20 protein-coding genes are annotated in these 21,619 nt (G+C 70.5%); 8 read left to right on the top strand and 12 right to left on the bottom strand.

The window, feature by feature from the left end; genetic code table 11:
* Positions 1–10: 10 nt before the first annotated feature.
* The 5 genes from ACZ5NH_RS27475 to ACZ5NH_RS27455 form a co-directional block, all read right to left on the bottom strand.
* Positions 11–463, bottom strand: a complete 453-nt coding sequence (locus ACZ5NH_RS27475) for a hypothetical protein (RefSeq protein WP_468778885.1) — start codon at positions 461–463, stop codon at positions 11–13.
* A gap of 199 nt (positions 464–662) precedes the next feature.
* The gene (locus ACZ5NH_RS27470) at positions 663–1,595 is read right to left on the bottom strand and encodes an EamA family transporter (RefSeq protein ID WP_468778883.1); all 933 of its coding nucleotides are present in this window, start codon (positions 1,593–1,595) and stop codon (positions 663–665) included.
* 183 nt (positions 1,596–1,778) lie between these two features.
* The gene (locus ACZ5NH_RS27465; protein WP_468778881.1) at positions 1,779–2,900 is read right to left on the bottom strand and encodes a lipid II:glycine glycyltransferase FemX; all 1,122 of its coding nucleotides are present in this window, start codon (positions 2,898–2,900) and stop codon (positions 1,779–1,781) included.
* 33 nt (positions 2,901–2,933) lie between these two features.
* Positions 2,934–3,701 carry a metallophosphoesterase family protein gene (locus tag ACZ5NH_RS27460; RefSeq protein ID WP_468778879.1) on the bottom strand — a complete coding sequence of 256 codons (768 nt, stop codon included), beginning with the start codon at positions 3,699–3,701 and terminating at the stop codon, positions 2,934–2,936.
* A gap of 32 nt (positions 3,702–3,733) precedes the next feature.
* Positions 3,734–6,658: an FAD-binding and (Fe-S)-binding domain-containing protein gene (locus ACZ5NH_RS27455; RefSeq protein WP_468778877.1), complete on the bottom strand. Its 2,925-nt coding sequence runs from the start codon at positions 6,656–6,658 to the stop codon at positions 3,734–3,736.
* 156 nt (positions 6,659–6,814) lie between these two features.
* Here ACZ5NH_RS27455 and serC point away from each other — a divergent pair, with 156 nt between their 5' ends.
* Complete coding sequence (serC, locus tag ACZ5NH_RS27450) at positions 6,815–7,933, top strand: phosphoserine transaminase (RefSeq protein WP_468778875.1); 1,119 nt, start codon at positions 6,815–6,817, stop codon at positions 7,931–7,933.
* 102 nt (positions 7,934–8,035) lie between these two features.
* Here the strand turns inward: serC and ACZ5NH_RS27445 are convergent, their stop codons facing one another.
* The gene (locus ACZ5NH_RS27445) at positions 8,036–9,022 is read right to left on the bottom strand and encodes a WD40 repeat domain-containing protein (protein ID WP_388630546.1); all 987 of its coding nucleotides are present in this window, start codon (positions 9,020–9,022) and stop codon (positions 8,036–8,038) included.
* Positions 9,023–9,134: 112 nt separating this feature from the next.
* Here ACZ5NH_RS27445 and ACZ5NH_RS27440 point away from each other — a divergent pair, with 112 nt between their 5' ends.
* The 3 genes from ACZ5NH_RS27440 to ACZ5NH_RS27430 all read left to right on the top strand — a co-directional run bounded on the left by ACZ5NH_RS27440 (position 9,135) and on the right by ACZ5NH_RS27430 (position 11,555).
* Positions 9,135–9,818: a GDSL-type esterase/lipase family protein gene (locus ACZ5NH_RS27440; RefSeq protein WP_468778873.1), complete on the top strand. Its 684-nt coding sequence runs from the start codon at positions 9,135–9,137 to the stop codon at positions 9,816–9,818.
* A gap of 87 nt (positions 9,819–9,905) precedes the next feature.
* A complete protein-coding gene (locus tag ACZ5NH_RS27435) occupies positions 9,906–10,499 on the top strand; it encodes a Uma2 family endonuclease (protein WP_468778871.1) in 594 nt (197 codons plus the stop codon).
* A 60-nt stretch (positions 10,500–10,559) separates the two neighbouring features.
* Complete coding sequence (locus ACZ5NH_RS27430) at positions 10,560–11,555, top strand: aldo/keto reductase (RefSeq protein ID WP_451555651.1); 996 nt, start codon at positions 10,560–10,562, stop codon at positions 11,553–11,555.
* A gap of 237 nt (positions 11,556–11,792) precedes the next feature.
* On the opposite strand, the gene thpR is transcribed toward ACZ5NH_RS27430, so the two are convergent.
* Positions 11,793–12,365: an RNA 2',3'-cyclic phosphodiesterase gene (gene thpR / locus ACZ5NH_RS27425; RefSeq protein ID WP_468778869.1), complete on the bottom strand. Its 573-nt coding sequence runs from the start codon at positions 12,363–12,365 to the stop codon at positions 11,793–11,795.
* 39 nt (positions 12,366–12,404) lie between these two features.
* Between thpR and ACZ5NH_RS27420 the strand changes: the two genes are divergently transcribed.
* Positions 12,405–12,926: a GNAT family N-acetyltransferase gene (locus tag ACZ5NH_RS27420; RefSeq protein WP_468778867.1), complete on the top strand. Its 522-nt coding sequence runs from the start codon at positions 12,405–12,407 to the stop codon at positions 12,924–12,926.
* Between the two features lie 37 nt (positions 12,927–12,963).
* Here the strand turns inward: ACZ5NH_RS27420 and ACZ5NH_RS27415 are convergent, their stop codons facing one another.
* The 3 genes from ACZ5NH_RS27415 to ACZ5NH_RS27405 form a co-directional block, all read right to left on the bottom strand.
* Positions 12,964–14,130 carry a TIGR03118 family protein gene (locus ACZ5NH_RS27415; RefSeq protein ID WP_468778865.1) on the bottom strand — a complete coding sequence of 389 codons (1,167 nt, stop codon included), beginning with the start codon at positions 14,128–14,130 and terminating at the stop codon, positions 12,964–12,966.
* A 128-nt stretch (positions 14,131–14,258) separates the two neighbouring features.
* Positions 14,259–15,608 (bottom strand): MFS transporter, encoded by a 1,350-nt coding sequence (locus ACZ5NH_RS27410; protein WP_468778863.1) that lies wholly within the window; start codon positions 15,606–15,608, stop codon positions 14,259–14,261.
* Between the two features lie 24 nt (positions 15,609–15,632).
* Positions 15,633–16,070: a MarR family winged helix-turn-helix transcriptional regulator gene (locus ACZ5NH_RS27405; RefSeq protein WP_388630570.1), complete on the bottom strand. Its 438-nt coding sequence runs from the start codon at positions 16,068–16,070 to the stop codon at positions 15,633–15,635.
* 121 nt (positions 16,071–16,191) lie between these two features.
* On the opposite strand from ACZ5NH_RS27405, the gene ACZ5NH_RS27400 reads away from it, so the two are divergent.
* Positions 16,192–16,407, top strand: a complete 216-nt coding sequence (locus tag ACZ5NH_RS27400) for a ribbon-helix-helix protein, CopG family (protein WP_468778861.1) — start codon at positions 16,192–16,194, stop codon at positions 16,405–16,407.
* Positions 16,408–16,444: 37 nt separating this feature from the next.
* On the opposite strand, the gene ACZ5NH_RS27395 is transcribed toward ACZ5NH_RS27400, so the two are convergent.
* The gene (locus tag ACZ5NH_RS27395; RefSeq protein WP_468778859.1) at positions 16,445–17,896 is read right to left on the bottom strand and encodes an NCS2 family permease; all 1,452 of its coding nucleotides are present in this window, start codon (positions 17,894–17,896) and stop codon (positions 16,445–16,447) included.
* Positions 17,897–18,046: 150 nt separating this feature from the next.
* Here ACZ5NH_RS27395 and ACZ5NH_RS27390 point away from each other — a divergent pair, with 150 nt between their 5' ends.
* Both ACZ5NH_RS27390 and ACZ5NH_RS27385 read left to right on the top strand, forming a co-directional pair.
* Positions 18,047–18,313 (top strand): DUF2530 domain-containing protein, encoded by a 267-nt coding sequence (locus ACZ5NH_RS27390; protein ID WP_388630578.1) that lies wholly within the window; start codon positions 18,047–18,049, stop codon positions 18,311–18,313.
* A gap of 46 nt (positions 18,314–18,359) precedes the next feature.
* Entirely contained in the window at positions 18,360–20,756 is a 2,397-nt protein-coding gene (locus ACZ5NH_RS27385) for an HAD-IC family P-type ATPase (protein WP_468778857.1), read from the top strand.
* 7 nt (positions 20,757–20,763) lie between these two features.
* Here the strand turns inward: ACZ5NH_RS27385 and ACZ5NH_RS27380 are convergent, their stop codons facing one another.
* Positions 20,764–21,594 (bottom strand): hypothetical protein, encoded by an 831-nt coding sequence (locus ACZ5NH_RS27380; protein WP_468778855.1) that lies wholly within the window; start codon positions 21,592–21,594, stop codon positions 20,764–20,766.
* Positions 21,595–21,619: the final 25 nt, after the last annotated feature.

Raw genomic sequence — 21,619 nt, 5'->3', positions numbered from 1 at the left:
CCCGGTTGGCTCACTGCACGACGAGGTCGATGGGGTGATGCGGGTCCCAAGGGCATACGGCGACGGTCAGGCGACCGCGGCCCGGCGAGACTCCGGTAGGGTCGTTGGCCCACAAGGTGTCCGCGGCTGGCTGGTCTTCGTAGGGGATCCAACTGGTCGTGCTGGGATCCCATTCGCGTTCGTCCGCCGTCAGCAGCGGGGCGAGTTCCGCGCCGCAGACGGAGCAGAGCAACGGCCGTGGCCCCGTAAGAGGCCACGCCACGTACCCGCCGACCTTCCAGCCAGGAGCCGTGGACAGATCCGAGATGTACCGGTCGCCCGCATCCTCAGGCCCTTCCCATGCGGCGATGCGTTCCTGCATGGCAGGGTCGAGCGTCATGAAGTAGGGATGCTCGATGATTTCCTCGGGATCCAGCACGCAAGGGGACGGGACGAGTTCTTCACGGCCGACGACTTCGGGCACCGGCTGCTGCGCCAGCGGTGTTCCGACGTCCTGGGAGTGTCGCCACCGTGGGTGCACGTAGAGTTCGTGGCGAGTGTCTTCGCCGTCCCACTGCCACTGCTCGCTACTCCCGTCGGGGCCGACGCGTGTGAGTAGCCGTCCTTCGGCATCCCAGCCGAAGCGAGACGTCTGGCCAAGCGCGTCGGTGAGTTCGAGGACGTCAGGCCTCCGGGGCCGGTTCCACTCTGGCCTTGCCCCGGCCCACCTGGGTGCGGACCGCGCCGATGCTCGCCGCGATGACCAGGGTGATGGCGGCGGCCTCCGTCAGGGACAGGGACTGGCCGAGGATCAGGAAGCCGGCCGTGGCCGCTATCGCCGGCTCCAGGCTCATCAGGATTGCGAACGTGGATGCGGGAAGGCGGCGCAGGGCCAGGAGTTCGAGGGTGTAGGGCAGGACGGAGGAGAGCAGGGCCACCGCCGAGCCGAGGGCGACGGTGGTGGGGTTCAGGAGGCGGGTGCCTGCCGCGGTGATGCCGATGGGGAGGAAGAGGAGGGCTGCGACCGCCATGGCCAACGCCAGGCCGTCCGCCTGGGGGAAGCGGCGGCCCGTACGGGCGCTGAAGAGGATGTAGATCGCCCACATGGCGCCGGCGCCCAGGGCGAATCCGACACCTGTGGGGTCCAGACTGCTGAAGCCTCCGCCGCTCAGCAGGAAGACGCCGAGCAGGGCGAGGCCCGCCCACAGCGCGTTGATCGCGCGGCGGGAGGTCAGGACGGACAGGGACAGCGGGCCGAGGACCTCCAGGGTGACCGCCGGGCCGAGCGGGATACGGGCCACCGCCTCGTAGAAAAGGCCGTTCATCGCCCCCATGGCGATACCGAACGCGATCACCGTGCCCCAGTCGGCACGCGAGTGGCCGCGCAGACGGGGGCGGCAGACCAGGAGGAGGACCACCGCGGCCGCGAGGAGGCGCAGGGTGACGACGCCCGGTGCGCCCGCGCTCGGCATCAGGGTCACCGCGAGGGCGCCGCCGAACTGGACCGAGATGCCGCCGGCCAGGACCAGGCCGACCGGGCCGAGCGAGCCGAAGCGGCGCGGTCCTCGGGCAGGGGTGACCGGGGTCGGCGTGGCGGTGCTGGAGGTGGCGGTCACGGGCGGTCCTGTGCTTGATCGGGTTCGTTCATCTCGATGTACTACCAGGTCCAGGGTAATGGACCTTGACAGGTGCGTGAACCCTTTAAGCAGCTGTCCCGGATGCTGGAATCAGATACCCGGCCACGCCTCCTCGTCACGGAAGGCGTAGGGGGCGTAACCGTACTGCTGCTGAGAACGGCCTCAGCGCAGGGTCAGGTAGACGTCAAGTGCCTTGTGCAGCAGGCGGTTCAGGGGGAAGCCCCACTCGCCCAGGTACTCCACGGCCTCGCCGCCCGCGCCCACCTTGAAGCGGAGCAGGCCGAGGAGGGGGTCGGACTCCTCCAGGGTGTCGGTGATGCCCCGGAAGTCGTAGACGTCCGCCCCGAGTTCGTGGGCGTCGCACATCATGCGCCACTGCATCGCGTTGCTGGGCTGCACCTCGCGTCTGCGGGCGGTGGAGGCGCCGTAGGAGTACCAGACGTGCCCGCCGACGATCAGCATCGTGGCCGCGGCGAGCACGTCGCCGTCGTGGTGCGCGAGATACAGCCGCATCCGGTCGGGGTCCTCGGCGGTGAGCGCGGTCCACATGCGCTGGAAGTACGGCAGCGGGCGCGGGATGAACCGGTCGCGCCGGGCAGTCTCGGCGTACAGACCGTAGAAAACCGGCAGGTCCTCGTAGCCGCCCCGGACGACCTTCACGCCCGCCTTCTCGGCCTTCTTGATGTTGCGCCGCCACTGCTGGTTGAGGCCCCGGTGGATGTCGTCCAGCGACCGTCCGGCGAACGGCACCTGGCACACATACCGCGGCTGACCGGCGGCGAATCCCTCCTCGCCGCCGGCCTCGGCCTGCCGCCAGCCCATCCGGCGCAGCCGGCCGGCCAGGTCCGCGGCGCCCTGTTCGGACGAGGTCGGCGGCACGTCCCGCAACCGGTGCGCGTCCGGGTCGGCGATCGCGGCCTTGACCGCCTCGGTACTCCAGCGCCGGGCCACCACGGGCGGGCCCATCTTCACCGAGAACGCGCCCAGCGCCTTGAGATGGGCGAGCATCGGCTCCAGCCAGCGCTCCAGGTCGGGCGAGTCCCAGTCGATGACCGGGCCCTCGGGCAGATAGGCCAGATACCGTCTGATCTTCGGCAGTGGCCTGAGCAGCACCAGCCCGGCCCCGGCGAGCCGCCCGTCCGGCTGGAACCAGCCGAGGCTCTCCGCCTTCCAGTCCGCCTTCACATCCCCCCACGACGGCACCTGCATATGACTGACGGAGGGTCGGCCCGCCACGAAGGCGAGGTGCTCGGCACGGGTGATGGCCCGGAGGGTGAGGGTCATGCGCGCTCCTTGGAGATCGCCGGTCAGGTCGTCCTATGAACCATCCCTCCCGTCCTTCGGTCCCCATGCCGCCAGCACCTGAGTGTCCGTCGCCCGGGCGTACAGGTAGTGGTCGGCCCACTCGGCGATCTCCGGGTAGGCGCACTCCGCGGTGAGCCGGGCGACGGCCGCCGGGATGTCGTACGGCGTCACGCGCAGGTCGGTGCCGGGGCCCAGGAGGCACCAGTGGGCGCCGGGGCGGCCGTAGGGCATGCCGACGCTGCCGGGATTGACCACCAGGCGGCCGTGCGCCAGACGGGCGTACGGCATGTGGGTGTGACCGCAGACGACCGTGCCGATGCCGGGGTCGAGGCCGGTGAAGACCTCCGCCCAGCGGTCGGGGCGGGAGTCCACCAGCACCAGCTCCTCGTCGTCGCGCGGGGTGGCATGGCAGAACAGGACCGTGCCGAGGCCGCCGACGCGCAGGGTGAGCGTGCGAGGCAGGCCGGCGAGGAAGTCGATCTGCTCCTCGCGAAGGGCCCGGGCCGCGTGCGGGCCGATGGGGTCGGGGATGTCGGTGCGCTCGCCGCGCCGGTACTCCACCAGCTCCCGGTCGGCGTTTCCCGCGAGCCACAGCACCCGCTCGCCCTGCTCCCGCAGCAGGTCCAGCACCTCGGCCGGCTGCGGGCCCGCCGTGATGTCGCCGGTCAGGACGATACGGTCGGCCGCCGCCACATCGGGTTCCGCCAGCACCGCCGCCAGGGCGGGCAGCACACCGTGGATGTCGGACAGCACGGCCACCCTGCTGTATTCCTCGGTCACTTCAAGTCCCTCGTCACTACGCTCCCCCTCGGTCACTTCACCTCTCCCGCCGGCTGGTCCAGCGCCTCCGCCAGCACCTCCGCCAGGTGCCGCCCCCGCACCCCGGCCAGCTGTGCCAGCTGGGTGCGGCAGGAGAAGCCGTCGGCCAGGATCACGGTCTGCTCGGATGCCTCACGGACCGCGGGCAGGAGCTGTTCCTCCGCGCAGGCCCGGGACACCTCGAAGTGGCCTTTCTCGAAGCCGAAGTTGCCGGCGAGGCCGCAGCAGCCGCCGCTCAGCTCGCCGGTGAGGCCCGCGGCCGCTCGCAGCCGGCGGTCGGGGGCGTCGCCGAGCACCGCGTGCTGGTGGCAGTGGGTCTGGCCGGCGACCGGGCGGTCCACCGCGGGTGGGGTCCAGTGCGGGGCGTGCCGCTGAAGGGCCTCGGCGAAGGTGACGACGGCCGCGGAGAGGCGGGCGGCGCGCGGGTCGTCGTGCAGGAGTTCCGGCAGGTCGGTGCGGAGGGCCGCGGCACAGCTCGGTTCCAGGACGACGACCGGGACCCCGGCCCGCAGCACCGGCTCCATCAGGTCCAGCGTGCGCCGCAGCACGGCACGGGCGCGGTCGAGCTGGCCGGTGGAGACATAGGTGAGGCCGCAGCAGACCCGGGCCCGGCGGGCGGTGAGCAGCGCGGTGGCCGGCCTGCTCCGGCCGTCGTCGGTTCCGCCGATCCTTCCCCCGCGCAGCAGCAGCGTCGGCGGCAGGGCCACCCGCAGCCCGGCGGCCTCCAGCACCCGGACGGCGGCCCGGCCGACGGACGGTGACAGATGCTCGGTAAAGGTGTCCGGCCAGAGCACGACCAGGTCCTCCGGGCCCGAGCCGCCCGGCGCCGGCCCCCCGGTGCCGCTGTGTGCGGGCTTCCTGCCGCGCCACCAGCCGGTGAACGTCCGTGTCGCCAGCCGGGGAATCTCCCGCTCGGGCGCGATCCCGCCCAGGCGTTTGCCGACACCGGCCAGCGGCCGCACCGAGGCGAGGGCGTTGAGCAGCGGCGCCGTGCGGGTGGCGGCGACCCAGCGCAGCCACTGCGGCAGCCGGCCCATGGAGATGTGCGCGGCGGGACGGCGCCGGCCGGCGTAGTGGTGGTGCAGGAACTCCGCCTTGTAGGTGGCCATGTCGACGCCGACCGGGCAGTCGGAGCGGCAGCCCTTGCAGGACAGGCACAGGTCGAGGGCGTCCCGCACCTCGGTCGAACGCCAGCCGTCGGTGACCAGTTCGCCGGCCAGCATCTCGTGCAGCAGCCGGGCCCGGCCGCGCGTGGAGTGCTCCTCCTCGCCGGTCGCCCGGAAGGACGGGCACATCACGGCCGGGCCGGACACGGTCGTCGTACGGCACTTGGCGACGCCGACGCAGCGGCGGACGGCGGCGCGGAAGTCGCCTTCGTCGGCCGGGTAGCCGAAGGCCACGTCGACCGGGTCGCGGGGCAGGACCGAGAAGCGGAGGTTCTCGTCCAGCCGGGCCGGGCGGACCAGCATCCCCGGGTTCAGCAGGTCGTCCGGGTCCCAGACCGCCTTGGCCCGCTCGAAGAGCCGGACGGTCTGCGCGCCGTACATGCGCGGCAGCAGCTCGGCGCGGGCCTGTCCGTCGCCGTGCTCCCCGGACAGGGAGCCGCCGTGCTCCACCACCAGGTCGGCCAGTTCCTCGGAGAAGCGGCGGAAACGGCCGATGCCGGCCCCGGTGAGCAGGTCGAAGTCGATGCGGACGTGGATGCAGCCGTCGCCGAAGTGGCCGTACGGCGTGCCGCGCAGGCCGTGCGCCGACAGCAGGGCGCGGAAGTCGCGCAGATAGGCGCCGAGCCGGGCGGGCGGCACCGCGCAGTCCTCCCAGCCCGGCCAGGCCTCGCTGCCGTCCGGCATACGCGTCGCCGTACCGCTCGCGTCCTCGCGGATGCGCCACAGGGTCCGCTGGGCGGCCGGGTCGGTCACCACCAGGGAGTCGGTCACGCCGGCCGCGCGGACGATGGCCTCCGCTTGTGCGCGTGCCGCGGCCGCCGAGTCCCCGCCGGTCTCCACGAACAGCCAGGCACCCCCCTTCGGCAGACCGGCCGGCGTGCGCACCAGGTCGGCCGCCATGCCCTCCACCGTCAGCGGGCCGTAGGGCAGCAGACCGGCGGCGGCCTCGGCAGCGGCGCTCTCGTCGCCGTACGCCAGCACGGCCAGGGCACGCGCGTGGGGGGCCTGGACGAGCTGGACGACGGCCGCGGTGAGGATGCCGAGGGTGCCCTCGGAACCGCAGAAGGACCGGGCGACATCGGCGCCCTTCTCGGGCAGCAGCGCGTCCAGCGCGTACCCGGAGATACGGCGGGGCAGCTCGGGGAAGCCGGTGCGCAGCCGCGCCAATTCCCCCTCGGCCAGCTCGCGCAGCCCGTCCGGCGCGCCCGCCCAGCCCTGCCCGAGCCGCAGCCGACGGCCGCGCGCGGTGACGACGGACAGCTCCCGCACGCTGTCCGCGGTCGTGCCCCAGGCGACCGAGTGCGAGCCGCAGGAGTTGTTGCCGATCATCCCGCCGAGCGTGCACCGGCTGTGGGTGGACGGGTCCGGGCCGAAGCGCAGGCCGTGCGGGGCCGCGGCCTCCTGGAGCCGGTCGAGGACGAGACCCGGTTGGACGACGGCCGTTCGGGTGCCGGGGTCCAGCTCCAGCAGGCCGTTCATATGCCGGGTGAAGTCCAGCACCACGCCGGTGCCGGTCGCCTGCCCGGCGATCGACGTGCCCCCGCCGCGCGCCACCACCGGCACCCCGCGCGCCCGGCAGACCTCCAGCACGGCGGCCACGTCGTCGGCGTCTCTCGGGGCAACGACACCCGCCGGAACGCGCCGGTAGTTGGACGCGTCCATGGTGACCAGCGCCCGGGAGGCGGTGTCGAAACCGACCTCGCCCCGGACGGCGCCGCGCAGCTCCGCTTCGAGACCCGAGTGATCCGTCATGCGTCCAGGATGCATCCGCTCACGGACAGTCACCGGAAGTTTTCCACAGCCTCCCGCAGATCGTCGTACGAATTCACGAGTCCAGGGCCCGGCGATCTCGTCTCATCGGACGGACACGGTTCCGCCCGGTTTCGCCCACCGGATACCCTCCGACTCGTGGCCGACATCCAGATTCCCGCTGACATCAAGCCCGCCGACGGACGTTTCGGCGCGGGCCCCTCCAAGGTGCGCACCGAGGCGCTCGACGCCCTCGCCGCGACCGGAAGCTCCCTGCTCGGCACCTCCCACCGCCAGGCGCCCGTCAAGAACCTGGTCGGCAAGGTCCGTGAGGGCATCTCCGAGCTGTTCTCCCTGCCCGAGGGCTACGAGGTGGTCCTCGGCAACGGCGGCTCGACCGCCTTCTGGGACATCGCCACCCATGGCCTGATCGAGAACAAGTCCCAGCACCTGAGCTTCGGCGAGTTCTCCTCCAAGTTCGCCAAGGCCGCGAGGCTCGCCCCGTGGCTGGCCGAGCCCACCGTCATCTCCAGCGACCCCGGCACCCACCCCGAGGCGCGGGCCGAGGCCGGCGTCGACGTGTACGCCTTCACCCACAACGAGACCTCGACGGGCGTCGCGATGCCCATCAAGCGTGTCGAAGGCGCGGACTCCGGTTCCCTGGTCCTCGTGGACGCCACCTCCGGCGCCGGCGGCCTCCCGGTCGACGTGTCCGAGACGGACGTCTACTACTTCGCCCCGCAGAAGTCCTTCGCCTCCGACGGCGGCCTGTGGATCGGCGTCTTCTCCCCGGCCGCGATCGAGCGCGCCGAGCGCGTCCACGCCTCCGGCCGCCACGTCCCGGAGTTCTTCTCGCTGCCCACGGCGATCGACAACTCCCGCAAGAACCAGACGTACAACACCCCGGCCCTCGGCACCCTGTTCCTGCTGAACCAGCAGCTGGAGTGGCTGAACGGCCAGGGCGGTCTCGCCTGGTCCACGGCCCGCACCAAGGACTCCTCGACCCGCCTGTACTCCTGGGCGGAGGAGTCGAAGTACGCCACCCCGTTCGTCACCGACCCGGCCAAGCGCTCGCAGGTCATCGGCACGATCGACTTCTCCGACGAGATCGACGCGGCCGCCGTCGCCAAGGCCCTGCGCGCCAACGGCATCGTCGACACCGAGCCCTACCGCAAGCTCGGCCGCAACCAGCTGCGCGTCGCGATGTTCCCGGCGATCGACCCGGCGGACGTCGAGGCGCTGACGCACTGCATCGACTACGTGATCGAGAAGCTCTGACCTCTCGGGTACGCCGATCTCGGGCACGATCCCAGGTACGACGATGAAGGGCGCCCGGCGAACACCGGGCGCCCTTCGGTCATGTCGCCGTGCGACGCGGCCTCATCGGCGCCGCCGCAGCCGCCGCAGCCCGAACAGGGCCGCCAGCCCGACGGCGACGACGACGGCGGCACCCGCCTTCAGACCGTCCCCGGTCCCGGCCGCACTCCCCGCCGAACCCGAACTCGCGCTCGCCGACGGGGACTTGGCGTCCGGCCGGCTCGGCGCCTGCTTCGCCACGACCTCGCTGCCCGCGCCCTCGCTGCTGTAGAGCAGCTCGGTCCCGTCGGGGGAGTACGAGACGCCCTCGCCCTGTCCCTGAAGGGGCACGTCGAGCTGGCCCTCCCGCTTGATCCGGCCGCCGTTCCAGTCGTAGTAGATCCCGCCCAGGTACCCGCGCACGGCGAGCTGCCGCCCGTCCGGTGAGAAGGCCGCGTCCGTGGCCCAGAGGTCGACGGGGGCGATCGGCTCGAAGATGTTCGCGCCGGAGGTGGAGAGGGTCGCCGGGCCCTCGTACAGGTGCCCGCCGTCCTCCTTCTTGTCGATGATGTAGACCCGCCCGGTCTTCGGGTGGACGATCAGCGACTCCGCGTCGCGCGGCCCGTTCGCGTACTTCACGACGTACTGCGTGGCGGTGACCGTCTGGTCCTTCAGCTCCTCGGGCTCGGGCAGCCGGTAGATCCACACGTACGGCCATCTGCCGCCGTAGTTGTCGCCGATGTCGCCCAGGTAGATCTCGTTGTGCGGCCCGATGGAGATGGCCTCGTCGTCACGCGGGGTGCCGATGCCGCGCAGGGTGATCCGGGCGACGGTCTTCCCGGTCCGGCTGTCCACGGCGTAGATGTACGGCCCGTCGCCGCTGTCGTTGTGCGTCCAGTAGATGCCAGGGTGGAGGTGGGAGGCGGCGAGCCCGCTGGACTCGGTGATCCGCGGGTCCTTGAGGGTGAACCCCTGGTCGCCGGCCCCGTCGGCGCTCTCGGCGGCGGAGGCGGGCAGCGTACAGGCGGCGGCGAGCAGCAACCCGGCGAGGAGGGCGGACGATGGACGCATGGGCCAAGACTGCCATTCCCTCCCAGGGGTGACCGGGCATGCTGCCGACGGGTCCCGTGGACGTGGTGGGCCTCACATCCCATCGGCGCGCGTGATCGTCCATCATGAGCGGATGCTTAGGTTCATGCCCGTAGGTGACTCCATGACGATCGGGAGCGCGGGCGAGCACACATGGCGTTACCGGCTGTGGCGGCATCTGTGCGACACGTACGGCGGCCCGTTCACCTTCGTCGGACCGCGCGAGGAGCTGTACGACAAGGCGACCGAGGCGCCGACCTCCCACGCCTACGCCGAGCCCGGCTTCCCCCGCCGCCACCTGGCCGGCTGGGGCGAGGGCTGGCTGCACATGGCTCCGCTGATCGGCGAGGCGATACGGGAGCACCCGGCCGACGTGCTGCTGGTCTCCCTCGGACTGATCGACCTGGGCTTCTACACCAACGCCGAGCAGACGGCTCAGAACGTGCGCGCCTTCGTCGCCGGGGCGCGGGCGGCCGAGCCGCGCATCCGCATGGTGCTGCTGCCGGTGATCCCGAACATCCGGGCCGCGGCGGACGGTTCCTTCGCCGAGCAGGTCGACCGCTTCAACGTCCTGCTCGCCAAGGCGGTCGCCGACCTGGACGAACCCCGGTCGCCGATCCTGCTGGCCTCGCCGCCGGAGTCGTACGACATCCACGTCGACACCTACGACGGCACCCATCCCAACGTGAGCGGGGAGCACCGGATCGCGGCGGCGTTCGCGGGGGCGATGTGGGAGGCGTGGGGGGTCGGACAGGCGTACGTAGCCGGAACAGGTTGACCGAATTACGGCGTCCCCTGGTCACGGTGCGTATCGTTGGACCGCGCGGCTGCACTCGTCCGTGGGCAGCCGGGGAGGAGCGCCACGATGACCATCCTGGAAGACAGGATCGAGATCAAGATGGCCGACGAGAACGCCACCTACCTGGACCAGTGGTTCGAGCGGTTCGAGCGCATGCCCGTCCCCGAGGGATACAAGGTCGAGATCGTCGGGGGCAACATCTTCATGACGCCACAGCGGGACATCCACTGGGAGACCATTCGCCATATCATCTGGGCACTTGAGGACCGCTTCGGAAGGCGTGCGCGGATTTTCACGGACGTCCGTATCGACTTCCCCGGCCCCAAGAACGGCTTCTGCCCCGACGTGGCCAAAATGCGCGAGGGCGCCGCGAAGGACGACGAGGGCCGCTGGCGGTACGAAGACATCGAGTTCGTCGCTGAGGTCACCTCGAAGGGCACCGCCCACAACGACTACGGCCCCAAGAAGACCGCCTACGCGGTGGCCGAGATCCCCGTGTACCTCATCGCGGACCCTTACCAGGGCCGGTGCTACGTGTACACCGAACCCAAGAAGGGCGAGTACACCTGTGAACTGCGCGTCAGTTATGGAACTGACGTTGACATGACCACCACCCCCCTCCGTCTCACCTTCAAAACCGCCGAGTTGCCTCGCGACTGACACCCGGTCCTCCCGAAAGCCCTTGCTTCGAGCGCACTTCAAGCCGTTGGCTGGAGAACCATGAAGTACACGCAGCTTGGACGCACGGGACTCAAGGTCAGCCGACTCGTCCTCGGGACGATGAACTTCGGGCCGCAGACCGACGAGGCCGACAGCCACACCATCATGGACGCGGCGCTGGACGCGGGCATCAACTTCTTCGACACGGCCAATGTGTACGGGTGGGGCGAGAACAAGGGCCGCACCGAGACGATCATCGGCAACTGGTTCGCCCGGGGCGGCGAGCGCCGTGACAAGGTCGTCATCGCCACCAAGGTCTACGGCAACATGGCCCCCGACGGCGAGACCGCCTGGCCCAACCACGACAAGCTCTCCGCGCTGAACATCCGCCGCGCCGTGGACGCCAGCCTGCAGCGGCTGCGGACCGACTACATCGACCTCTACCAGTTCCACCACATCGACCGCAGCACCCCGTTCGAGGAGATCTGGCAGGCCATCGACACCCTGGTCCAGCAGGGGAAGATCCTGTACGCCGGCTCCTCCAACTTCCCCGGCTACAAGATCGCCCAGGCCAACGAGATCGCCGCCCGCCGCGGCGGCACCATCGGCCTGGTCAGCGAGCAGTGCCTGTACAACCTCGCCGAGCGCCGCGCCGAGATGGAGGTCATCCCGGCCGCGCAGGACTACGGCCTCGGGGTCATCCCGTGGTCGCCGCTGCACGGCGGTCTGCTCGGCGGGATCATCAAGAAGGAGGTCCAGGGCGGCCGCCGCGCCACCGGCCGGGCCGCCGACACCCTCAAGGATCCGGCCGCCCGCGCCCGGATCCAGGCGTACGAGGACCTGGTCGACAAGCACGGCCTGGAGCCCGGCGAGGTGGCCCTGGCCTGGCTGCTCACCCGCCCGGGTGTGACGGGTCCCATCGTCGGCCCGCGTACGGCCGAACAGCTGGAGTCCGCGATCAGGGCTTCGGAGCTGGAGCTGACCGAGGAGCTGCTGGCCGGCCTGGACGAGATCTTCCCGGGGCCGGGCCCGTCCCCGGAGGCCTTCGCCTGGTAGTTCCGGGAGGTGCCGACGCCCCGTAAGGAGGGCGGGGCTGCGTTTGATACGCGGCCCCGCCGCGCGGGCGCGACCTGCCCCGACGGGCCTACACCCGGCAACCGGCCGCAGTTCCCCGCCGCCGCTCCTCCGTCACACCGCTACCTGACGGCCGCCGAGACAGCCACCACCACGAACATCAGCACAAGCACGCCGGCCATGATCCGGTTCCGAGTCTTAGGGTCCACACCGTCGAGCCTAACGGCCGGCGCCCAGTGCCCAGCGGGCGACCGCCTCATAGCGCGGCTGCTCCCCCACCATCCCCGACCGCGGCAGGTTGCTCCGCACCAGCACCAGCTCGTTCACCGTCCAGGTCCGGCTGGTGAACTCGCGGAGCAGATCGACATACGGCCGTACGTCCACCGAGTCCCGGCCGCGCGCCACCGTCAGGTGGGCCTTGTACCGCCGGTGCTCCCCCATCGACACGCCCGCCTTCCGCGCCGCCGACTCCGCCCGGTCGGCCAGCAGCCGCATCGCCTCCACCTCGCCGTAGGCGCCGGTCCACAGGGCCTTGCCGTGCCCGAACTGGCCGCCGCCGGAGAGGGCGAGGTCGAAGGGCGCCGTACGGCCGGCCGCGCGGGCCAGGCGGTCCGACAGGTCCGGTACGAGGTCCTCGGCGACCTCGCCGTAGAAGGCGAGGGTGAAGTGCCAGCCCGGCCGGTTGGTCCAGCGCAGCCGCTCGGCCCCGGGCAGCCGTTTCAACTTGGCCACTTCGACGGCGAGTTCATGGATGACATGCTCCGGAGGGAGCACCGCGGCGAAGAGTCTCATGCCTTCACCTTCGCAGACCCGTGCGGGCAGGATGGCCCCATGACGATCACCATGCGCGAAGGCGGCCCCGACGACCTGCCGGCGATACTCGGCATGCTCGACAGCAGTGTGCGGTGGCTGGTCTCACACGGGCGCACCGAGCAGTGGGGAAGCGAGCCGCTGTCGCAGAACCCGAGGGTCGCGGAATCGGTCGCCGGGTACATGACGCAGGGCACCACCTACCTCGCCGAGATCGACGGCGTACCGGCCGCCACCCTCACCCTCACGGACGCGCCCGGCGCCTACCTGTCGCATCTGCCGGCGCCGGGCGAGCCCGAGCGGTACATCCACTGGCTCGCCTCCGACCGCCGGTTCAAGGGACGGGGCGCCGGTGCCGCGCTGCTCGCGCACGCGGCCGAGGAGACCCGGCGGGCCGGGGTCTCCCTGTTGCGGGTGGACTGCTACGCGGGGGGCGACCGCAAGCTCGTCGCCTTCTACGAGGCGAACGGTTTCACGCCGACGCAGGCGTACACCACCGGCGAGAACGACTGGCAGGGGCAGGTGCTCGCCCGGCGGGTGTGACCGCGGGCGAGCACCTCACTACGCTACGGCCGACGGATCAGCGCTCGGCACGCAGGGTGCCGAGGAGCCCGTCCTTCTCGCCGTTGATGCCCGCGGCGAACCAGACGCTGTCCCTGCCGCCGGACCGGTCGGTGCCCTGCTGCAGGCCCCACAGGCCGTCGATCACGATCGCCCGGCCGTTGCGGTCCCTCAGGGTCCCCTCGAACCGGCCGCTGTTCAGGTCGAAGGCGTGGATGCGCCCGTCCCCGAAGTTGCCGACGAGCAGGTCACCGGCGAACTTCCCGAACCCCCTGGGCGCGACCTCCAGGCCCCAGGGCGAGTTGAGCTTCCAGTCGCTCGCGAAGCGCTTGATCAGCTTGCCCTTGGTGGTGAACACGTCGATGAAGCCGTTGCCCGGACCGGGGACGTCGTCGTGCTTGTCCGCGTCCTGCTTGGCGTAGGTGACGAAGATCCTGCCGCCGATGTCCTTGACGTCGAAGGGCGCGAACCCGTCGGGGATGTTCGGGTCCCGGAACGCGCCGGGCCGGTTCAGCCGGACGAAGCGGGAGTTGAAGACGTCGATGCGTGCGTCACGGAAGTTCGCGACGAGAAGGCGCGGCTCCTCGCATGAGCCGCTCTGGCCGTACCCCGCGCTCTTCTCGTGCTTCCTCTCGCAGTCCACGAGGGTCAGGCCCTTGAAGACGGCGTCGTCCTCCTGGACGACCTTGACCGCGTGCGTCGGATCCACGTTCGCGTTGAAGGCGAAGAGGCCGCCGCCCTCCCCCGCGAAGATGTACCGCGCGGGAGCCGACCTCTGGGAGACGGTGAAGCGGAAGTCGCCGGTGTCGTTGCGCACGATTCCGGTCGGGTCGGCGTCCTGGGGGAGCTGGATGACGGGAGACAGGGCGATGACCGGCCGGTTGTCCCGGGCGCCCGTGTACACCGTGGAGGTGTTGGTTCCGTTGTTGGAAACCCTGATCGCACCGCTCGGTGTGCGGACGAGGCCCCAGGGGTTGACCAGGTTGGGGTCCTGCAGCTCCGCCCTGTTCGCCTGGTCGGAGACGAGATCGCGCTCGCGGAAGCCGTGGTCGGCGCGGCGCGGCGCGTCCACCGCCCCGGACGGCACGGCGGCGGCGAGCGCGCCGACCGTGCCGAGGGTCAGCGCGACCGCCGCCAGCCGCCGCACGCGGGAGCGGGATCTCGGGGTCGATGCCGGTGATGCCATGCGGGTGCTCCTGTTCCCCTACGGGTGCCAGATAGGACTTACCGGCAGAAGTAATCTCATATAGGGGCAATCGCGCCCGCGATCGACACGCAGACGCACATCCGTACGAGCACTGGCGGTGGCGGTTCCTACGCCGCCGCCGTCGCCAGCCGCTCCCGCTCGCGCGGGACGAAGCGGACCCGCGGATGGCCGTGGTGCCAGCCGACCGCCAGCCGCAGACCGCCGATACGGGCCAGGACCAGGCCGATACCGGCGGCGGCCGCGGCCGAGATCAGGCCGCCGAGGGCGAAGCCGACCCGGGCGCCGTAGGTGTCGGTGATCCAGCCGACGACCGGCGCGCCCAGCGGCGTACCGCCCATGAACACCATCATGAACAGGGACATCACCCGGCCGCGCATGGCCGGGTCGGTGGCCATCTGCACGGCGGTGTTCGCGGTGACGTTGACCGTCAGGCCGAAGACCCCGATCGGGACCATGAGCAGCGCGAACAGCCAGTACGACGGGGCCAGTGCGGCCACCACCTCAAGTGTGCCGAAGGCGAGCGCGGCGGCGATCAGGATGCGCAGCCGGGCCGTGCCGCGCCGGGCGGCCAGCAGGGCGCCGCCCAGTGAGCCGACGGCCATCAGGGTGTTGAAGAGGCTGTAGGAGCCGGCGCCGGAGTGGAAGACGCCGTTCGCGTACGCCGACAGCCACACCGGGAAGTTGAAGCCGAAGGTGCCGATGAAGCCGACGAGGACGATCGGCCAGATCAGCTCGGGGCGCCCCGCCACGTACCGCAGGCCCTCGCGCAGCTGGCCCTTGCCGCGGGGCGCGCGCCGGACCGCGTGCAGTTCACGGGCGCGCATCAGCAGCAGACCGGTGATGGGCGCGACGAAGGACAGTCCGTTGGCGAGGAACGCCCAGCCGGTGCCCACGCCGGTGATCATCACACCGGCGACCGCGGGGCCGACCAGGCGGGCGGACTGGAAGTTCGCCGAGTTCAGGCTGACCGCGTTCTGCAGCTGCTCGGGGCCGACCATCTCGGAGACGAAGGACTGGCGGGCCGGGTTGTCGAGCACCGTGGCGAGGCCGACGGTGAAGGCGGCGACGTAGACGTGCCAGACCTGGACATGGCCGCTGAGCGTGAGGAAGGCGAGCGCCAGGCCCGTCACGGCCATGGCGGCCTGCGTGACCAACAGCGTGGGGCGCTTGGGGAGGCGGTCGACCAGGACTCCGCCGTAGAGGCCGAAGAGGAGCATCGGCAGGAACTGCAGGGCCGTTGTGATGCCCACGGCGGCGGAGGAGCCGGTGAGGCTGAGGACCAGCCAGTCCTGGGCGATGCGCTGCATCCAGGTGCCGGTGTTGGAGACGACCTGGCCGATGAAGAAGAGGCGGTAGTTCCTGATCCTCAGCGAGCTGAACATCGAGCCCTTGCGGGCGGCGGGGGTAGTAGTGACGGTCGGTGCGGGGGCGGAAGGTGTTCCGGATCCCGTACTCAAAAGGATTCGCCTCCTCGACAGCGGTTATAGGTGTGCGAGCTTCTCCAGCACGGGGGCGGCGGCGCGCAGTTTGGCCCACTCGTCCTCGTCGAGGCCCTCGACCAGGCCGGCCAGGAACGCGTTGCGCTTGCGGCGGCTCTCCTCGAGCATCGCCTCGGCCCGCTCGGTCTGGGTGACGACCTTCTGGCGCCGGTCCTCGGGGTGCGGCTCCAGCCGGACCAGCCCCTTGGCCTCCAGCAGCGCGACGATGCGGGTCATCGACGGCGGCTGGACGTGCTCCTTGCGTGCGAGCTCGCCCGGGGTGGCCGAGCCACAGCGGGCCAGGGTGCCGAGCACCGACATCTCGGTGGGGCTCAGCGACTCGTCGACCCGCTGGTGCTTGAGCCGACGGGACAGTCGCATCACGGCGGAGCGGAGGGCGTTCACGGCGGCAGCGTCGTCGCCATGGGTGAGGTCCGGCATGTTCTTTAGAGTAACTCATTACCCTCTCTAAAGAACACTGCGACACGCCCGAAGGCCCGTGATACCCGCCACTGAACCAATCGATCACCCAAACGAGTGAGTCGGTTCCCGAAAGTGACGCATGGGACGGCCCTATGTGGCGACCCTCGTACGCATGGCGACCAGTGTGCTCAGCCTGCGCATAGACGGAGAGCTGCTCGAAAGAATCCGGCAGCACGCGGCGAAAAGAGGAATGAGCGTGCAGGACTATGTGGTCCGCACGCTCATCCGGGACGACTTCGACGAGCGGTTCCAGGCCGCCGTCGAGGAGACGGAGCGGTTCTACGACGTCACGTGATGCCGTGGAACCGTGACGCCGTAGAACCGCAGCGGGCTCAGGTCAGGCCCAGGGCCGGCATCAGGTAGTAGAAGGCGAAGACCGCCGAGACGACGTACATGGCGGCCGGGATCTCCCGGAACCGGCCGGCGGCCAGGCGCAGCACCGTGAAGGTGATGAAGCCCATGCCGATGCCGTTGGTGATCGAGTAGGTGAACGGCATCATCAGCATCGTCACGAACGCCGGGATCGCGATGGTGTAGTCGGCCCAGTCGATCTCCTTGATCGAGTTCGACAGGATCAGGAAGCCGACCGCGACCAGCGCCGGGGTCGCCGCCTGGGACGGGACCATCGTGGCGACCGGGGTGAGGAACAGCGCGGCGGCGAAGAGGCCGCCCGTGACGACGTTCGCGAGGCCCGTGCGGGCGCCCTCGCCGACGCCGGCCGTGGACTCCACGAACGCCGTGGTGGCCGAGGAGGAACTGGCGCCGCCCGCCGCGACCGCGAGGCCGTCGATGAACAGGACCTTGTTGATGCCGGGCATGTAGCCCTCGGCGTCGGTCAGCTTGGCCTCGTCGCTGACGCCCATGATCGTGCCCATCGCGTCGAAGAAGCACGACAGCAGAACCGTGAAGACGAAGAGGACGCCGGTCAGCACGCCGACCTTGGAGAAGCCGCCGAACAGGCTGACGTGGCCGACCAGCCCGAAGTCGGGGGTGGCGACCGGGTTGCCCGGCCACTTCGGGACCGTCAGACCCCAGGACGGGATCGTGGTGACCGCGTTGAGGACGAGGGCGAGGACGGTCATGCCGACGATCGAGATCAGGATCGCGCCCGGCACCTTGCGGACGATCAGCGCGAAGGTCAGCAGCGCGCCCAGGATGAAGACCAGCACCGGCCAGCCGTGCAGATGACCGCCGGTGCCGAGCTGGACCGGGACGGTGGTCTGGGCGGCGTCCGGCATCCGGGTGACGAAGCCCGAGTCGACCAGGCCGATCAGCATGATGAACAGGCCGATACCGATCGAGATCGCCTTGCGCAGCCCGAACGGCACGGCGTTCATCACGCGCTCGCGCAGCCCCGTGGCGACCAGCAGCATGACCACGAAGCCCGCGAGGACGACCATGCCCATCGCGTCCGGCCAGGACATCCGGGGCGCCAGCTGGAGGGCGACGACCGAGTTCACGCCGAGGCCGGCGGCGAGGGCGATCGGGACGTTGCCGATGACCCCCATGAGGAGGGTGGTGAACGCGGCCGTCAGCGCGGTCGCCGTCACCAGCTGGCCATTGTCCAGGTGGTGCCCGTACATGTCCTTCGCGCTGCCGAGAATGATCGGATTCAGCACGATGATGTAGGCCATCGCGAAGAAGGTGGCGAAACCGCCACGGATCTCGCGAGCGACGGAGCTGCCGCGCTCGGAGATCCTGAAGTAACGGTCAAGGGCGCCCTGAGCGGGCACACCGCCCGGAATCTCGGGGGTGGGGGCCTTGGCGGGTGCCGAGGTGGACATGCGGGTCTCCATCACCAACGGGGTTCCCCCGAGCCTCGTTGGAGTTTCATACGAACAGAAGCGGACACAGACAAACGGTTTCAGTATGAACGTATGAGTACGAGATCGCCATCTCCGCGCGTAGAACGACCATCCGCTTAAGCTGTGCACATGGCCAAGTGGACCCCCAAGCACGAGGCGCCCGAGCCCCTGGAGGGCCCCGTGGTCGCCACCATCACCGGCGGCACGATCGTCTGGTTCGTCCTCTTCCTCGTCCAGCTCCCCTTCTACGGCTGGTTCCACGAGCACGGACATCTGTGGTGGCTGTGGACCTGCCTGGCCGGGGGCGGACTGGGGCTGATCGGCATCTGGTACGTCAGGAAGCGGGACGCGGCGATCAAGCGGGCGGTGGCCCTGCGGTCGACGTCGGCCGAGTAACCCGTAAAGCGGGCGAGGGGGCAAAACCGCACGTACCGTCGGATGCATGACCGACATAGACGCGGGCGCGGAACTCGACCCCGTGCATCCGGTGGCCCTGCCGATGACCAGGTCGGCAGGGCTGACCCGCGCCGAGGTCGCGGAACGCGTCACCCGCGGCCAGGTCAACGACGTACCGGTGCGCAGCAGCCGGTCACTGGGCGAGATCGTCCGGGCCAACGTCCTCACCCGGTTCAACGCGATCATCGGTGTGCTCTGGCTGGTCATGCTGTGCGTCGCGCCGATCCAGGACAGCCTCTTCGGCTTTGTGATCCTCGCCAACACCGGCATCGGCATCATCCAGGAGTGGCGGGCCAAGCAGACCCTCGACTCGCTCGCGGTGATCGGCGAGGCCCGGCCCACGGTACGAAGAGACGGCACGGCCATCGAGGTCGCCGTCCATGAGATCGTCCTCGACGACCTCATACAGATCGGTCCCGGCGACAAGGCCGTGGTGGACGGGGTCTGCGTCGAGGCCGACGGGCTGGAGATCGACGAGTCGCTGCTCACCGGTGAGGCCAACCCCGTCGTCAAACGCCCCGGCGATCCGGTCATGTCCGGCAGCTTCGTCGTCGCGGGCGGCGGCGCCTACCAGGCGACCAAGGTCGGCCGCGAGGCCTACGCCGCCCAGCTCGCCGAGGAGGCCTCCCGCTTCACCCTGGTCCACTCCGAGCTGCGCACCGGCATCTCCACGATCCTCAAGTACGTCACCTGGATGATGGTCCCGGCGGCGGTCGGGCTCGTCATCACCCAGCTCGTCGTCAAGAGCAACGGCTTCAAGGACTCCATCGCCCGCACGGTCGGCGGCATCGTCCCGATGGTCCCGGAGGGGCTCGTCCTGCTCACCTCGGTCGCCTTCGCCATCGGAGTCATCCGGCTCGGCCGGAAACAGTGTCTGGTGCAGGAGCTGCCGGCGATCGAGGGGCTGGCCCGCGTCGACACCGTCTGCCTGGACAAGACCGGCACGCTCACCGAAGGCGGCATGGACGTCACCGAGCTACGGGCGCTCGACGGGGCCGACGAGGGTTACGTCCGCAGGGTGCTCGGCGCCCTCGGCGAGTCGGATCCGCGCCCCAACGCCTCCCTCCAGGCCATCATCGACGCCTACCCGGACAGCGAGGACTGGCGCTGCGTGGAGTCGCTGCCCTTCTCCTCGGCCCGCAAGTACAGCGGGGCGGCGTTCAGCGAGGCCGACGGCGAGACCAGCACATGGCTGCTCGGCGCCCCCGACGTCCTCCTCACCGACGGCGACCCGGCCCTGGCCGAGACCGAGCGCCTCAACAAGCAGGGCCTGCGGGTGCTGCTGCTGACCCGGACGAGCCGTGACCTGGACGACCCCGAGCCGGCCCACGGCGCCCGCCCCACCGCCCTCGTCGTCCTGGAACAGCGGCTGCGGGCGGATGCCGCCGACACCCTGCGCTACTTCGCGGACCAGGACGTCCGCGCCAAGGTCGTCTCCGGCGACAACGCGGTGTCGGTCGGCGCGGTCGCCGCCAAGCTGGGCCTGGAGGGCAGGACGGTGGACGCGCGGCACTTGCCCGCCGACCGGCCGGGCATGGCGGACGCGCTGGACCAGGGGACGATCTTCGGGCGGGTCAGCCCGCAGCAGAAGCGGGACATGGTCGGGGCGCTGCAGTCGCACGGGCACACGGTCGCGATGACCGGCGACGGCGTGAACGACGTGCTCGCGCTGAAGGACGCCGACATCGGGGTCGCCATGGGCTCCGGTTCGGAGGCGACGCGGGCGGTGGCACAGATCGTGCTGCTGAACAACAGCTTCGCCAGCCTGCCGTCGGTGGTCGGCGAGGGCCGCCGGGTGATCGGCAACATCACGCGCGTGGCGACGCTCTTCCTGGTGAAGACGGTCTATTCGGTGCTGCTGGCCGTCCTGGTGGTGTGCTGGCAGGTGGAGTATCCGTTCCTGCCCCGGCATCTGACCCTGCTGTCCACCCTCACCATCGGCGTCCCGGCGTTCTTCCTGGCCCTGGCACCCAACAAGGAGCGGGCGAAACCGCACTTCGTGCGCAGGGTCATGCGGTACGCGATCCCGGGCGGTGTGGTGGCGGGGGTGGCGACCTTCGTGACGTACCTGGTCGCCCGTGACCACTACACGGGAGCCGGCCGGCTGGACGCGCAGACCAGCGCGGCCACCCTCACGCTCTTCCTGGTCTCCATGTGGATCCTGGCGATCGTCGCCCGCCCCTACACCTGGTGGCGGGTGACCCTGGTGGCGGCGATGGGCGTGGCGTTCCTGCTGGTCCTGGCCGTCCCGGCGCTCCAGGGCTTCTTCGCGCTGAAGCTGGTGGGGGTCACGATGCCGTGGACCGCCGTCGGCATCGCGGTGGTGGCGGCGGCCGCCCTGGAGTGGCTGTGGAAGTGGGTCGACCGCCGCTTTCCCGACTAGGGGATGACTACTTCGCGCCCACGTGCACACCCGTGGCGCTGACCGCCGGGGTCGTCGAGACGCCGGCGAAGGAGTAACGCCAGTAGCCGCTGGAGTTCACGGTGGCCGAGGTCTTCACGTTGCCGTACGAGTCGGTGGTCACCGTCTTGATCGTGGTGTACGTGCTCGTGCCGGCCTTGCGGAACTGGAGCTTGACGGGCTGGCCGCCGAAGTTGTTGTACGTGTGGTGCTCCCAGTCGGCCCGGGTCAGCTTGCCCGACACCGTGACGCTCTTGCCCTTGTAGACGGACGTCGAGCTCACGGTGGTCGTCAGCTTGGAGTTGCGCTGCACCAGGCTGGTGCCGAGGCCGCTCTGGTCCTTGAAGCCGACCTTGCTCATGTCGGGGTTCTGCTGGTCCTGGCCGTTGAAGGCGACGGCCTCGGCGGCCACGCTCCAGCTGCCGGCCCAGGCGTTCTTCAGGTCGCCGTCGGCCGGGCGGATGTTGATGGAGCCCTTGCATGTGGCCGTCGTCGACGAGGTGGCGGTGCAGGTCGCCGGGTTGTCGCCGTACAGCTCGGGGGCGGTGTCGCTGTAGGTGCCGTGGTAGAGGAAGGCGTCCGTGTAGAAGTCCTTCGCGGCGATGTTGACGGTGGAGCCGTGCGTCAGCGTGTACGAGTACGCGACGGTCACCTCGCTGGTGGTGCCCACCTTGATCGACTTGGCGATCGAGACGTTGGAGAAGCTTGCGTTCAGCGTGTACGGCGCGCCCGAGTCGGTGACGGCCTGCGCGGCCGGGACTGCGAGGGCGGAGAGGGCCAGGGCGCCGGAGACGGCGGCCACGGTGGCACGGATGCGCATGTGCGTTTCCCCTGGAGGGAGAAGT

It is taken from the genome of Streptomyces sp. NPDC031426, from assembly GCF_055581585.1.
This window is presented reverse-complemented; position numbering and strand designations above follow the sequence as displayed.